Raw genomic sequence first — 14,774 nt, forward strand, 5'->3', positions numbered from 1 at the left:
CGGAAGTTCCGTCAGCGCAGTGCCACGCTGCCGCTGCGCCAGGCCGGGTCGGCCCAGCGCTTGAAGGCCAGCAGCACGTCGGGGGTCGAGGCCTGGCGCTCCAGCGTCAGATCAGCGGCGCTCAGCACCTCGAAGCGGCGCTGCCAGCGGCCGTCGGCGCGGGCCTCGCGGGCCAGCAGCAGCCGGGGCGAGGGCTCGGCCGTCCAGCCGGCGGACTCGACATAGCCCAGGTCCTCGCCCAGCGGGTTGCCGGCCACGGGCGGCAGCACCTCGAGTGTCCAGCCGCCCTGCGCGCTGCGGCGGGCCAGCCACAGTTCACGCCAGGTGGCCAGCGGCTGCACCGCGATGGTGGCGGCTTGCCCTGTCGGGTGACCAGCGGCCGATGCGGCCCAGACCACTCCCCAGGTGCAGCGGCGCAGCAGCGGGTCGGCCTCGCCATGCGCGGCGTCGAGCAGCAGCACGCAGGTCTCGCCTGGTCGGCCGGGGCGGGTGACGAAGGCCGGTCGGGTGCCGGCCGGCGCGCTGCGCGGCGCCTGGGCGGCCCAGCGGCTGGCGCCGACGCGCACCGCGGCCTCGGTGTAGTCGGCCTGGTCCTCGTCGGACAGTTGCGTCTTGTCGACCGCGGCCAGGGCTGCCAGCGCCTGCTCGCCGGTCGGTCGGGCGTCCTCGCCGCGGCGCGCCTGCTGGAAGGCCAGCGTCGACCACACCGCGGCGCGGCGCATCTGCAGGCGCTGGCGCAGCTCGGTGGGCAGCGTGGCGACGGCGCTGTCAGGCAGGCTGGCCAGCAGCGTGGCGTGCTGGCGCAGTTGCGCGTCCTGCTCGACCACCGGCAGCCCTGGGTCGATGCACTCCAGACGCGTCAGGCCCAGCAGGGCACGGCTGCGCGCCGCGGCGCCGGCCTGCGGCAAGGCCAGCACCTGGCGCCAGGCGGCGCCGTCGTAGCACAGGCGCATGCGGCCGTCGCGCTCCACGCTCAGCAGGCGCACGCCATAGGCGGCCACGGCGTCGAGCTGCGCAGCCAGGCGGCTGTCGCTGCCGCCCGGGCTGCTGGCGCGCCGGCCCAGGCGCTCGGCCAGCGTGCCGATCAGCTCGAGGGGCTCGCTGCCCAGCTCCCGCGCCGGCACCGCCTTCAGGTAGGCGGCGGCATACCCTATGGCCAAGGACTCGGCGCCCGGCTGGTCGCGCAGAAAGCGCAGCACGGCCAGCAGGCTGGCGGCGTCGTCCGGGCCGCTGCCGATGACGCGCAGCTGGCTGCGCTTGACGAAGCCGCCGCGCTCGCGCCGGTGGTCCCAGACCTGCCAGTGGTCCAGGCGCTCGCCGCGCAGCTCCAGGGTGTCGCCGGGCGTCAGCTGGGCCTGCAGGCCGGCGCTGTCGTGCGGACCGGCACGCAGCGCGGCGCCGTCGGGGCCGACCAGGGCCAGCGTGGCCAGCGTGGCGGCGGCCAGGGTGGTGGCGGGCATGTCAGTGGACCTCGTCAGCGGTGTCGACTGCGGTGTCGGCGGCGGTGTCGGCGGCGGCTGTGGCGGTGGCCTTGGCCCCGCCCAGCAGCGCGGCGCCGATGAAGTCGCCGTTGGCCGGTGGCGGCGCGATGATGACCTGCACCTTGTCACTGAGCTTGTCGGCCATGGTCTTCTGGATCAGCAGCGGATGGCGGCTGAGCAGCGCGCCCTCGCGGGCCATCTGTTCGGCGTTGATCTGACCCACCTTCTGCAGGCGGTAGGCCTCGGCGTCGGCCAGCTTCTGGCGCGAGTCGGCCTCGCCCTGGCTCTCGATGCGGCGCGCCTGGGCGCTGGCCTCGGCGCCCTTGATGCGGGCGGTCTTCTCGGCCTCGGCCTCCAGCGCGCGCTGCTCGATCTGCTTCTGCTTGAAGGGCAGCACATGCCGCATGGCCTCCTCCTGCGCCTGGGCAGCGATGACCTGCTCGCGCGCCGCCGCTTCGGCGTCCTTTTCGCGGCGCACCTTGGCGGCCTGGGCTTCCAGTGCGGTCTGCTCGACCTGCTTTTCCTTCAGCGCCAGCGTGTAGCGCATCTGCTCGGTGGCCAGCTCGGCCGACAGCAGCGCGTCCATGCCGCGCTTGTAGTCGGCCGGCAGGTCCACCTGGCCGAGCTGCACGCTGCGCAGCACGATGCCCTCGGCGGCCAGACGGGGCTTGAGCTCGGCCTCGATCTCGGCCTGGATCTGCGCGCGCCTGGTCGAGAAGATCTCGCGCACGGTGTAGCGCGAGAAGCTCTTGTAGACCACGCCCTGCACCGCTGGCTGCACCAGTCCGGCGCCGATGTCATCGGGCCAGCGGGTCGAGGCGCTGGCCAGCTGCGCCGGGTCCAGCGCATAGCGCACCGCCAGGTCCACGCCCAGCGACAGGCCCTCGATGCTCTGGAACGGCGCCGGACCGTCGGCACGGGCGCTGCCGCTGGGGTGGTAGATCGCGTCGCGCAGCGGATAGAGGCGCCATTGGTGCAGGCCGGGCAGCACCAGGGCGCTGCCCTCGCGCAGCTCGGTGACGCCGCCGGTCAGCGCATTGGTGCGCAGGCCCACCTCGCCGCGCGGCACGGGCTGCAGCGGTGGGTGCTGCACCAGCAGCCAGGCGGCCCCGGCCAGCACCGCGCCGCCCAGCCACCAGGCGCGGCCGTCCTGCAGCCGGCGGGTGCTGCGCTGGGCCAGCGCACGGCTGTGCTGCCAGCCGTGGACCAGGCCCTGGCCGATGGCGCCGGCCAGGCGGTTCAAGCGGGGGAATCGGGCGGGGCGGGGGGTGTCCATGTGCAGGCTTCCTTGGGTGGGTGACCGTGTCCTCACGGCCTGGAAGCCATTCTTCGCAGCGGCCCCGGAAGGCAACAGGCCCCGGCGGGGCGTCTTTGCTCCGCTGCCCGGAAGAAAGCTTCACACCACGGGCCACGGGCCGCCGGGATAATCGGCCGCATGGTCCGCATCGCCGTCATCGAGGACGATCCCCCCACCAGCCGCCAGCTCTGCGGCTGGATCGCCGCCGCCCGCCCGGATGCGCAGATCGATTGCTGGTTCGACCGCGACAGCGCCGACGCCGCGCTGGCCCGCGAGCGCTACGACCTGGTGCTGCTTGACATTGAGCTGGGCCGCGAGCGCAATGCCGGCGTGGCGCTGATCAATGCCATCAACAAGCGCCACGCGGGCACGCCGGTGCTGGTGGTCTCGGCCATGCCGGCGGCGATCTACCGCAGCATCATGAAGGCGCTGGACGCCTGGGACTACCTGCAGAAGTCCACCTTCGAGGAGGCCGACTTCGTCGAGACCTTCCTCGACATCCTGCGCGCCACACGCGACCGTGCGCCTGCCGCCGCGGTGCCGACGGTCGATCCCGACGCCGTGCTGATCGACCCGTTGCGCCAGGGCGCCGCGATCTGGCGCGGCCAGAAGGTCAACCTGCCGCTGACCGCGCAGCGCATCCTGGCCGCGCTGCTGGCGCGCAAGGGCGAGGTGGTCAGCTACGAGGAGCTCTACCAGGTGGTCAAGAGCGGGCGAAACCGCGACAACATCCGCAAGCACGTCAGCACCATCCGCGACGCGCTGCGCGAGATCGACCCCGCGTTCGACGGCATCGCCAACATCCCGATGCGCGGGTTCCGCTGGGGATGATCCGCCTGCGTCCGCGCATCCCGCTGCGGCTGCGCTTCTTCTTCCGCGCGGCCTTCGCGCTGCTGGCGCTGGCGGTGCTGGGCTTGGCGCTGACGCTGCTGGCCGAGGAAAAGGAGCGCGCCTGGCGCAGCCGGCGCGAGGGGGTGGACCAGACGCTGGCGCAAATCGGTGGACGGCTGCGCCATCCCACCGGCCAGCTGGCCCTGATGAACCCCGAGGCGCGGCCCGGGCCGCCGCTGCGGCCGCTGGTGCTGCCCTTTGGCGCGATCGACTTCGACGACCGCGCCAAGGCCCAGCAGGCGGTGGAGATGGCCGGCTGCGCGCTGCAGTACGCCGACGCGGTGCAGCTGTGCGCCGCGGTGGGCGCCAACCCGGCGGCCGGCGGCTTCCTGTACCTGGTGGGCCAGCTGCCGCTGGGACCGCTGGCGGCGCGCGCGCCGGGCGACACCGATTTCCGCCATGCCCATCGCGCGCAGGTGCGGGTGCTGATGCGCGGCCGCGAGTGGCACTGGCTGGCGCCCTACGAGCTGCCGGCCGACGCGGGGGCCAGCGCCGGGCGCGGCAAGCTGACCGGCTTTGCGGTGGACGGCGCCAGCGTGGCCGAGCGGCCGCAGCGCGACTTCCGCGGCTGGTTGTGGCAGGACGCCCGCTGCCTGGATGGTGGCGAGGCCGACGACTGCCTGCGCCGCAGCTACTACTCGCTGCGCCTGCCGGTCGAGCTGTTCCGCGAGGACCTGCAGGCCGCGCGCGGCCGGCCGGTCTGGCCGCCGGCCGACCTGGACCGCATCGAGGTGCACCTGCGCCTGATGGGCCCGGGCGATGACACGGCTGCGCCGCTGTTCGATTCCGACCAGCCGGGCGCCACGCCACCCTTCACGCTGGCCGAGCTGGCGCGTCTGCTGCAGCCGGGCGAGTCGCTGCGCGTGCGCCGCCTGGGCCCGCAGCGGGCCACCGAGGTGGCGCTGCTCAGCGGGCCCGAGGACACGGCGCAGCCGCTGTCGCCGCTGCTGGAACGCCTGATCCGCGCGCTGCCGGTGCAGGACAACCCGGCGCCGCTGCAGGCCAGCGACACCGTGACCACCCCCACCGGACGCTACGAGCTGCGCCTGGAGGGCGACAGCCGCGGCGTGGACCGCGCGCTGGGCCGCGTGGCCACGCGCATGGCCTGGTTCGTCGGTGCGCTGCTGCTGGCGATCGGCCTGACCTGGGCCGCGATCGAGCTGCGGGTGATCCGCCGCATCACGCTGCTGACCCGCCGCGCGGCGGCGGTGCGGCGCGACGTCAAGGAAGGCGGCGAGATCCGCCTGGAGGTCAGCGAGCTGCGCGGCAGCGACGAGCTGGGCCTGCTGGCCGGCACGCTGGCCGAGCTGATGCAGCGGGTCAACGACGACGTGCGCCGCGAGCACATCCGCGCCCGCCAGGAGAAGGACCAGTGGCACGCGGTGGGGCACGAGATCCTGTCGCCGCTGCAGTCGCTGATGGCGCTGCACGGCGACCCGGCCGATCCCAGCCACCGCTACATCCAGCGCATGCAGCAGGCGGTGCGCGTGCTGTATGGCCAGGCCTCGCCCACCGAGGCCTTCGAGTCCACCGCGCTGGGCCTGGCCCCGCTGGACCTGGACCAGTTCCTGCGCCACGTGGCCGAGAACGCGCCGCATGCGGGCATCAGCGCCGTGACCTACGACGGCCCGGGCGGGCCGCTGGCCGTGCAGGGCGACGAGTACGCGCTGGAGGACGTGGTGACCCATGTGCTGCGCAATGCCGCGCGCTGCCGGCACCCGGACACACCGATCACGCTGACGCTGCGGCGCGTGGGGGAGCGCGCCGAACTGGGCATCCGCAACCAGGGCCGGACCATTGCCGAGGAGCGGCTTGAGCGCATCTTCGAGTACGGGGTGTCGGACGCGCCGGCCGAGTCGGGCAGCCGCGGCCAGGGCCTGTTCGTGGCGCGCACCTGGATGGCCAAGATGGGCGGCACCATCGTCGCCCGCAACGAGACCGACGGCGTCAGCCTGGTGCTGACGCTGCCACTGGCCTGATCAGCGCCAGCCGAAGTGCTGGCGCAGCAGCGCCGCGCTGGCATTCACCGGCTGGTGCAGCACATTGGGAAAGCGTGCCACCGCGCCGCGCGCGGGCACCTGCGGCTTGACCGGGTCAGCGCCCAGCACCGCCACGCGCTCGATGCGCCAGCCGGCGCGGCCAAAGGCATCCAGGTAGGCCTGGGCATCCGGCAGGCCCTGCGGGTCCAGCGGGCTGCCCTGGGGCGACAGGATGAAGGCGGCGTGGGTGCAGCGCTGGCGCTGCACCTCGGCAATGAAGTCCTGCGGCGTGGTGCGGGTGTCCTGCAGCGCCGAGACGCGGGCATACAGGCGCACGGTCTGGCCGCTGGCCAGCTCGATGTCGCGCAGGTTGCGGCTGTAACAGCCGGTCAGGCAGCGCAGCAGCGTGGATTTGCGGGTGCGCGGGCTGCCGATCAGCACATAGGCGGTGAGGGTCATGGGCGGAGCTTAGCGAATCCTGTGCCACGCCCCACCTCAGTGCGTCAAGTGGCGCTCGATGCGGCGGTCGGGCACCAGCCACATCAGGGCCACCAGCACGTACAGCGCCATGGTCAGTACCGGCATGCTCTGCACCAGCGCCAGCGCCAGCGCCACCGCATAGCAGACCAGGGAGAGCTTGCCCTTCCAGTCGCCACCCAGCGCTTCGCGCAACACCGACTGCTCGCCCTGGCTGCGGATGATCAGCTGCTGCAGCACGCAGTAGCTGAGCGCGCACATCAGCAGCACCACGCCGTACAGGGCCACGGGCATCACCTCGAAGTGGTTCTCGCCCATCCAGCCGGTGGCAAACGGCACCAGCGACAGCCAGAACAGCAGCGCCATGTTGGCCCACAGGATGCCGCCATTGACGCGCTGCACCGTGTGCAGCATGTGGTGGTGGTTGTTCCAGTAGATGCCCACGTAGATGAAGCTCAGCACGTAGCTGAGGAACACTGGCAGCAGCCCCTGCAGGTCGGCCAGGGCGGCGCCGTGCGGCACCTTCATCTCCAGCACCATGATGGTGATCAGGATGGCGATCACGCCGTCACTGAAGGCCTCGAGCCGGGTCTTGTGCATCGTCGGATGTTCCTCGCATGGCGTCGTCGGCGCCGCACCGCGCGGGCCCGCTCGCCACTCTTGCCGAGTCGCAGGGCACCCGCCCTTGCGCTGGCAAGAGGCCGCTGAATCCAGCCCGCCCCACGGACAGCGCCGCCAGCCTGGCTGCCGTCTGCTGCGGGGAAACCATGCACGGTATCGGGAAGTTCTCCCTCCGGATGCCCCTGGACACTGCAGGGCGATGTACCTGCTTCCGTCGACGTCCCGGCTCGCCAGCCTGACTCCTCTCGCTGCGGCGCTCGTCGCCCTGCTGTGGTCAGGCAGCGTGGCGGCCCAGCCCACGCCTGATACGCCGGCCGAGTCCCCCGAGCCCGCGCGGGTGACGGTGCGCGGCCAGCGCCCCTATGAGCAGGGTCCGCTGCCCGGCCTGCTGCTGGGCCGCGACCAGCTGCCGGCCAATGTGCAGTCGGCGGACAAGGCCGAACTGAAGGCCAGCCGGGCCTTGAACATCGGCGAGTTCATGAACCTGCAGATGCCCTCGGTCAGTGTCAACGACTATGCCGGCAACCCCTTCCAGCTCGACGTGTCCTACCGCGGATTCACCGCCAGCCCGCAGATTGGCACGCCGCAGGGCCTGTCAGTGTTCCTGGATGGCGTGCGCGTCAACGAGCCCTTCGGCGACGTCGTCAACTGGGATCTGCTGCCGATGAACGCAATCGAGCGTTTCGACGTGTTTCCGGGCTCGAACCCGCTGTATGGCCTGAACACGCTGGGCGGCGCGCTGAGCTTGCGCACGCGCAGCGGCTTCACCTCGCCTGGCCTGGACGCCAGCCTGCAATACGGCAGCGCCGGCCGCGCCCAGGCGCAACTGGCCTACGGCTGGCACGAAGAGTCGCGCGCGCTGTTCGGTGCACTGACCCACTTCGAGGAACGCGGCTGGCGCGACAACTCCCCCTCGCGCGTTGACCAGGGCTTCGTGCGTGGCGACTGGCGTTTCGAGCGCGGCAGCGTCGGTGTCAGTCTGCTGGGCGCTTCCAATGACCTGATCGGCAACGGACTGATCCCCTACGAGAGCTGGCTTCAGAACCCGCGCAGCGTGTTCACCTCGCCCGACCAGTCGCGCAACCGGCTGGCGCAGGCGCAGCTGTTCGGGACCTTCGAGCTCGACGAGCAGATCAACCTGAGCGCGCAGGCCTACACGAGGCACTCGCGCCGACGCGGCCTGAACGGCGACATCTACGAGGGCTTCGACGAGTTCGATGCCGACATCGACGTGGTGCGCGGTCCGCTGCGCCCGCGCACCAGCCCGCTGCCGGCCTGCCAGTGGCTGGATGCCAACCGCGATGGCCGGCGCGATACCGAGATCATCGTGCTGCCTGACGGCACCGCGGTCGATGACGTGCTGCTGGCCCCGCTGAACGATCCGAACAACGAGGGCTTGTGCGACACCTCGGCACGCCGCCCCCAACTGGGTGGCGCGCGCAACGGACAGGAAACCGGCGCTCCCGGCGTGGTCGAGGGCACGCCGATCGGCCTGCTCACCCGCACCGACGTGGCCCAGCGCACCGATGGCCTGGCGCTGCAGATGAATTTCAACCTGGAGCGGCATCGCCTGATGGTGGGTGCGTCGGTCGATGCCAGCAGCGCCAGCTACCGCATGGCGCAGCGCCTTGGGCTGATCGATGCCTCGCACCAGGTCTATGCGGCACCGGACCAGATCGACGTGCAGTACCGCGCAGCCCAGGTTGATGTGCGGGCCAACGACTTTGACGGCCGCTCGCGCACCCGCAGCCTGTATGTCAGCGAGACCTGGACGCCGCAGCCCGGCCTGCACCTGAACCTGGCTGGCCGCTACAACCACACCCGGGTGCGGACCCGGCTGCTGGCGCGCAGCGGCTTTGGCGAGGAGGCCGGCGCGCTGCACAACCTGCGCACCGGCAACCTGCGTGCGGCCTACCTGCTGTGCCCCACGGCGGACCCGGCCTCGTGCCCGAGCGAGCCGCAGCCGGTGGCGCGGCCGCTGGAGCAGTTGCCCGACGCGCTGACGCGCGAAAGCTTACGCTACGAATCGCTCAACCCCTCGCTGGGCTTCAGCTGGCGCCTGGATCCGGCGCTGAACCTGTTCGGCAACCTCAGCGCCGGCACGCGCACGCCGTCGGTGATCGAGCTGGGCTGCGCCTTCGATGCGCGGCCGGTGAACCTCAATGCCGGCCTGATCGACGACGCCACCGGCGAGGCGGTGCCGCCGCTGATGCGTCCGCGCAGCCTGGTCGGGCCGACCTGCAGCCTGCCCAGCACGCTGTCGGGCGACCCGTTCCTGCCGCAGATCCGGGCCCGCTCGGCCGAGCTGGGTGCGCGCGGCCTGCTGCCCGCCAACTGGGGTCCACTGTCACGCTGGGAGTGGAACGCCAGCGCCTACCGCACCGACCTGCGCGACGACATCTTCTTCGTCGGTGTCTCGGCCGAGCGCAGCTACTTTGACACCATCGGCCACACCCGGCGACAGGGGGTCGAGATGGGCGTGAAGGGCCGGCACGGCCCCTTTGAGCTGCGCTTCAACTATGCCTGGACCGATGCCACCTTCCAGTCGCGCTTCTATGTGCTGAGCCCGCACAACAGCAGCGCCGACTTCGATCAGAACAGCCAGCCCTCGTCGGCCCTGCCCACACCCACCGCGAATGACAACGGCACCGCCGGCACCTACCGGATGATCCGGGTCGACCCCGGCGCCCGGATGCCGGGCATCTCGCCGCACAACCTGAATGCCAGCCTGTCCTGGTCGGTCAGCAGTGCCTGGACACTGCGCCTGAGCGCCGTGGCGCATTCGCGCGCCTATGTGCGTGGCAACGAGAACAACGCGCACCGGCCTGCCGGCACCGACAGCGAGACGCTGCTCTACCTGGGCGGCAGTGGCACCTGGTGCGATGCCAATGGCTACTGCGGCGGGACCTCGGGTGGCGGGCGCACGGTCGGGCGGCCGTTCATGCTGCCGGGCTCGACGCCCGGCTACGCGGTGTTCCATCTGATGAGCCACTGGCGACTGCCCTCGGGGCTGACCTTGACCGCGGGTGTCTACAACCTGTTCGATCGGCGCTACTTCACGGCGGGACGCCTGGGGGTCAACCCATTCTCGCCCTCGGTGCTGGGGGCCATTGGCCCGAGCGGCTGGAACTACAACTCGTCGGAGTGGCAGAACACCAGCTTTGTCGGGCCGGCGGCGCCACGGGCGTTCGTGCTGGGAGTGAGCCTTGAACTGGACTGAGGGGCGCACCTGGGTCGGCCTGGCGCTGTGCTTGTTGAGCGCCTGTGGTGGCGGCTCGGGCGTGCGCGAGACCCCCGCGCCGGCGACGCGCATCATGCTGCAAGGGGCGGTGGTCGACAGCGCCCCGGTCGCCCAGGGCGCCATCGAGGTCAAGCCGCTGGCCGGCGTGCCCACCTCGACACGGCGCGATGACTCCGGCCGCTACGAGCTGATCGTCGAAGGGCTGACGGCACCGTACGTGCTGTGGGACGAGACGGCGCAGTTGGCCGGTGTGGCACTGGCTCCGGGCCGGGCGCCGGTGACGCCGTTGAGCCATCTGCTGCTGGCCGAGCTGCAAGGCGACGACCCGGCGCACTTCTACCAGGTGCTGGGGCCGGTGGGGGCGGCCGACTTTTCGCGCATCGATGCCGCGCAACTGGCGGACGCCGAGCAGCGCCTACTTGAGCGGCTGCAGCGCCAACTGGGCCTGACGCTTCCGGCCGACCTGGGCCGCTTCCACGACAGCGCCTTCGAGCCGGTGGCAGGCGATCCGATGATGGATTTGATCAGCGGCCTGCACGCTGCGCTGGCGCAGCACGGCAGCGACCTGGCCACGCTGGTGCAGGAGGTCGCACTGCATGGCCGGCTGTGCGACCGGGCGCGCGTCACGCTGGACCTGGGCGGTGCGCACTCGGTGTTCTGCCCGATGGAGCTGACCTCCGCCGTCGACGACACCGCCGGCACCGAGGCACTGCACTTTGCCAGCCCGCTGGGCGATGAGCTGCAAGTGCTGCTGCGCAGCGGCGCGGTGGCGTCGGTGCGCTGGCTGCGCGACGGCCGCGAGCGCGCGGCCTGTACTGGCGCCGGCTGCGCCGGCCTGGGCGTCGGTGTACCGGATGCCGACGGCCACCGTCTGCTGACATGGAAGCAGGTGCGCCTGAGCGGCGCGACACCCGCCAGCGTCCAGGGCCGTCTGAGCAGCGGCGAGGGCCCCGTGCAGGCCCCCTGCGCCGGCCGGCGCTTCAGTGCCCGGCACACCGATGGCTTGCGCGAGGAAGAGTGCGTGGGGCAGCGCCTGGTCACCCGTCAGTTCCAACGGCTGGCTCATGGATTCACCGGGGCCGTGGACGGCTCGCGCCTGCTCGACATCCGGCTCGATGGCGACCGGGTCGCCTGGATCTCGCTGGGCCGTACCTGGGGCGAGATCGAGTACCGCTGCATCGGGCGGGCCTGCAGTGGCGTGAGCGTCGGCCCGGCAGCGGCCGACGGCGTGCGGCGGATCGTGCTCGCCGGCACCCGCATGGTCCGAGCGCTGGGCGACGGCCAGGTCGACCCGGCCGACACGGTGCAGGTGGAGGCCGATGTGCTCACTGCCCGCACGCCCCCCGCACCCACCGACAGCTGCCCGATGCCGATCCTGCTGACGCTGGAAAGCAGCGACGGCACTGTGATGCCCCTGTGCGACACCCGCCCCGGGGCATCGATCGGCATCGACGACGTCGATGGCGATGGTCGCTTCGAGACGGTGATGACCGACAGCACCAACCCGGAGTCCGATGTCGTCAGCGTGGTCTACAACCTGGACCTGGCACAGCCGACGCAGGTCACGATGAGCCGCGTTCGGGTCGAGGCCTTCGAGCTGGCTTACCGCTGCCGCGGCGGCGACTGCCAAGGGGGCAGCGTCACCTTCACAACCGACCTGCGCTATCGCTTCCAGTTCGATGGCACGGTGCTGGACGAGGTGCTGCCTGACGGGTCGCCTGGTACACGCCATCTGGTGCTGCGCGGCACGATCTTGTCGGCCGCACTGGTCGTTGCACCCGGAGACTGAGGATGGACCGGCACCTCGATCTGCGCTCCCGCGGCCGGCTGGCGTGGCTGCTGGCGATGGGCACGGCGGCCCTGGCTGTGCTGGTGGCCTGCGGTGGCGGTACGCCCAGCGATGCGCCTGCTGGGCCCCCCGTGCTGCAGGGGCGTGCCAGCACCGGTTACCGCATCCTCAGCGAGTTCAGCGTGCGCGCCTTGGCCGGCACGCCGCGCAGCCTGTCGCAGTCCACCCAGGGCGACGGCAGCTACAGGCTGCCCTTGGACGATCTGCAGGCGCCCTATGTGCTGCGCGCCAGCTCGCCTGTCAGTGGCGAGGCCTTTCATGCGCTGGCCACGCGGCCCGGCGCGCTCAACGTGACGCCGCTGACCGAGTTGGTGGCGGCGGCCCTGCTGGGAGAGCCGGCCGGGGGGTTCTACGACGGCCTGCGCTGGGGCGTGTCCGATGTCGCGCCCATCACCGCCCAGGCTTTGACCCAGGCCGAGGCGCGGGTGCGTACGCTGCTGGTGCAGCGGCTGGGCATTGACGTGCCCGAGTCGCTGCTACCCTTCGGCGAGGTCGATTTCAGCGTGGCCGCTGACGACCCGATGACCCAGGTGCTGCGTGTGTTGCGGCAGCGCGTGGCCGACCAGGGTCGGCTGTTTGCCGACCTGGTGGACGACGTGGCCGAGGACAGCGCGCGCTGCCGCGGTGAGTCGCTCGCCCTGTTGCTGGGCGATGCGCCGGACCGCTTCTGCCCGCTCAGCCGCAGCCGAGTCAGCGTGCCTGGTTCGGTACAGACACTGGGTTTTGCCAATGTCTTCGGCGACCGTCTGCAGCTGCGTCTGCAGGGCGAACAGGTGCTGGATGTCCGGCTCGACCGCAGCGGAGCGGGCAGCGGTGCTTGCAGTGGCGCCGCCTGCGCCGGTCTGCGCGTGGGGCCGGCCGACAGCCAGGGACGCCGCAGCCTGGATTTTGTCGCCGTGATGCTGGGCAGCACCCGGCTGGACGGGCAGCTTCACAGCGGCCAGGGCGAGGATCCCCGGCCCTGCACCGGTATTCCGATGCGGCTGCTGGGACCGGATGGCACGACCGAGTTGCGTTGTGTCGCGCGGCGCATCGCCACCTCGAAGTTCGGCCGCGTCTCGCACGCGTTCCAGGCCAAGACCGATGCAGGCTGGCTGCTCAACGTGATCACCGAGGGCGACCGTGTCGTCTGGGTCTCGGTGGGTGACCCGCTGCGCGCCGGCCTGAGCGGCGGCGGTCAGCGCTGGCGCTGCCAGGGGGCCGGATGTGCCGGCGCCACGGCCAGCGCCTTGGCGGCCGATGGAACGCGCCACCTGTCCTTGAAGGATGTGCGGCTCGCGCTGGTGGGCGCGGACGGTCAGGCTGACGAGGCCGTGCAGGCTCGTCTGAGTACCGAGCTCGACACCATCGCCCTGAACGAGCCGCCACTGCCCGTGTGCACGCCCTTCAAGGGCCTGGTGCTGGCCAACAGCGATGGCACCCGGCTGGAGCTGTGCGCTGACCGGCTGGCGCTGAACCCATCCTGGGAAGACCTGGATGGCGACGGCCAGCCCGATCAGTTCTGGGGCAGTCTGGGCGACGTCGGACGCTACACGATGACGATCAATGTGCTTGCCTGGTCGCCCACCAGCGGCCTGGCCGACGGCGTGGAGCTGCTGACGCGTTACATCAACAGCGATGGTGCCGAGTCCCTGCAGACCGTGCACTACCGCTGCGGCGGCGGGTGTGCCGGCGTGACGGCCCGCCAGGACGGCGATCTGACGCGCCTGCACTTTCAGGACGTGTTGCTGCTTGAGATGAACCCGGACGGCCAGCCCGGCGACCGCACGCTGAGCATCAACGGCGACATGCCCTGATCGGCAGGCTCGCCGCGGCCCGGCACAATCGCAGCCGTGAGCGACCGTTTCGACCTTGAATTCCAGCGGCTGTTTGGCCTGGACCGTGCCGGGTCACTGATCGACTTCCGCGGCCATACCCGTGCGCTGGTGCTGGAGTGGCCCGCACCCGCCGATTGGGAGCGGCTGGGCGCCGTCTGGCGAGGCGTGCAGGACGCGCTGGGCTGGCCGGCGCCGGCGATTGCGGTGTCGGGCGAGGCGCTGCAGCTGTGGTTCTCGCTGGCCGAGCCGGTGGATGCCGCCACCGCGCAGACCCTGCTGGCCGCGCTGCGCGAACGCTTCCTGCCGGCGTCCCAGGCCGCCCAGGTGGGCGGCTGGCCGCGCGACGGTCAGGCCGCGCCGCGACCCGGGGCCGCGCTGCCCGGCGAGGACCGCTGGTCGGCCTTCGTGGCGCCCGATCTGGCGCCGCTGTTCGCCCAGACGCCCTGGCTGGACGTGCCGCCAGGCGACGACGGCCAGGCCACGCTGCTGGCCGGCCTGGGCAGCGTGTCGGCCGATCGGCTGACGCCGCTGCAGCCGACCGCCCAGCCCGCGGCCACACCGGTCACGGCGGTCGCCGCCGCGACCGACCCGCGGGCCTTCCTGCTGCAGGTGATGAACGATCCGGCGGTGCCGCTGGCGCTGCGCATCGAAGCAGCCAAGGCCCTGCTGCCGCGCTGAGGATGCTCGCGCAAGTGCCGGCGCAGGCGCAGAATCGGCGCTGGGCGCTTCGACCCGGACACCGACAGGAGACACCATGTTCCAGCGCGATACCTGCTGCACCCTGGTCCCGTATTTCACCGTCCAGGAGGGGCGGCTCAACGACTTCCAGGCCCTGGGGCCGCGCTTCGTCGAGAAGACGCGCACCGAGCTGGGCTGCCTGCACTACGCCTTCTCCTACAGCGGCAACACCGCGCATTGCCGTGAAGGCTATGTGGACGCCGCGGCGGTGCTGGCCCACCTGGACAACGTGGGTGAGCTGCTGGGCGAGGCGCTGAAGATCGCCAGCATCCAGCGGCTGGAAGTGCATGGTCCGGCGGCTGAACTGGACAAGCTGCGCGGGCCGATGGCGGCGCTGAACCCGCAGTTCTTCGTGCTGGACGAGGGCATCCGGCGCGCCTGAA

General features: G+C 71.7%; 11 protein-coding genes. 7 read left to right on the forward strand and 4 right to left on the reverse strand.

Translation table 11 applies throughout. The features are described 5' to 3' along the window. Nucleotides 1–11: 11 nt before the first annotated feature. Together KAK06_RS04715 and KAK06_RS04720 are read right to left on the reverse strand one after the other, a co-directional pair. Nucleotides 12–1,460, reverse strand: coding sequence for a hypothetical protein (locus tag KAK06_RS04715; RefSeq protein WP_210800767.1), 1,449 nt, complete (start codon nucleotides 1,458–1,460; stop codon nucleotides 12–14). Nucleotide 1,461: 1 nt separating this feature from the next. Further along, nucleotides 1,462–2,757, reverse strand: a complete 1,296-nt coding sequence (locus KAK06_RS04720) for an SPFH domain-containing protein (RefSeq protein ID WP_210800768.1) — start codon at nucleotides 2,755–2,757, stop codon at nucleotides 1,462–1,464. A 159-nt stretch (nucleotides 2,758–2,916) separates the two neighbouring features. On the opposite strand from KAK06_RS04720, the gene KAK06_RS04725 reads away from it, so the two are divergent. Then, nucleotides 2,917–3,609 (forward strand): response regulator transcription factor, encoded by a 693-nt coding sequence (locus tag KAK06_RS04725; RefSeq protein ID WP_210800769.1) that lies wholly within the window; start codon nucleotides 2,917–2,919, stop codon nucleotides 3,607–3,609. Continuing rightward, a complete protein-coding gene (locus KAK06_RS04730) occupies nucleotides 3,606–5,648 on the forward strand; it encodes a sensor histidine kinase (RefSeq protein WP_210800770.1) in 2,043 nt (680 codons plus the stop codon). The genes KAK06_RS04725 and KAK06_RS04730 overlap by 4 nt, the downstream gene beginning before the upstream one ends. Here KAK06_RS04730 and KAK06_RS04735 read toward each other — a convergent pair whose 3' ends face one another. Together KAK06_RS04735 and KAK06_RS04740 are read right to left on the reverse strand one after the other, a co-directional pair. Then, nucleotides 5,649–6,107, reverse strand: a complete 459-nt coding sequence (locus KAK06_RS04735) for a hypothetical protein (protein ID WP_210800771.1) — start codon at nucleotides 6,105–6,107, stop codon at nucleotides 5,649–5,651. A gap of 36 nt (nucleotides 6,108–6,143) precedes the next feature. Continuing rightward, on the reverse strand, nucleotides 6,144–6,725 hold the full coding sequence (locus tag KAK06_RS04740; protein ID WP_210800772.1) for a TMEM175 family protein: 582 nt from the start codon (nucleotides 6,723–6,725) through the stop codon (nucleotides 6,144–6,146). A 220-nt stretch (nucleotides 6,726–6,945) separates the two neighbouring features. Between KAK06_RS04740 and KAK06_RS04745 the strand changes: the two genes are divergently transcribed. The 5 genes from KAK06_RS04745 (at nucleotide 6,946) to KAK06_RS04765 (ending at nucleotide 14,773) form a co-directional block, all read left to right on the forward strand. Continuing rightward, complete coding sequence (locus KAK06_RS04745; RefSeq protein ID WP_210800773.1) at nucleotides 6,946–9,966, forward strand: TonB-dependent receptor; 3,021 nt, start codon at nucleotides 6,946–6,948, stop codon at nucleotides 9,964–9,966. Next, nucleotides 9,953–11,776, forward strand: a complete 1,824-nt coding sequence (locus KAK06_RS04750; RefSeq protein WP_210800774.1) for a hypothetical protein — start codon at nucleotides 9,953–9,955, stop codon at nucleotides 11,774–11,776. The genes KAK06_RS04745 and KAK06_RS04750 overlap by 14 nt, the downstream gene beginning before the upstream one ends. Before the next feature lie 2 nt (nucleotides 11,777–11,778). Further along, nucleotides 11,779–13,632: a hypothetical protein gene (locus KAK06_RS04755; protein WP_210800775.1), complete on the forward strand. Its 1,854-nt coding sequence runs from the start codon at nucleotides 11,779–11,781 to the stop codon at nucleotides 13,630–13,632. 36 nt (nucleotides 13,633–13,668) lie between these two features. Further along, nucleotides 13,669–14,331, forward strand: a complete 663-nt coding sequence (locus KAK06_RS04760; RefSeq protein WP_210800776.1) for a hypothetical protein — start codon at nucleotides 13,669–13,671, stop codon at nucleotides 14,329–14,331. Between the two features lie 76 nt (nucleotides 14,332–14,407). After that, nucleotides 14,408–14,773, forward strand: coding sequence for a putative quinol monooxygenase (locus tag KAK06_RS04765; protein WP_210800777.1), 366 nt, complete (start codon nucleotides 14,408–14,410; stop codon nucleotides 14,771–14,773). The last annotated feature ends 1 nt before the right edge of the window (nucleotide 14,774 follow it).

The sequence above is a fragment of the Ideonella aquatica genome (genome assembly GCF_018069755.1).
GTDB lineage: Bacteria > Pseudomonadota > Gammaproteobacteria > Burkholderiales > Burkholderiaceae_C > Ideonella > Ideonella aquatica.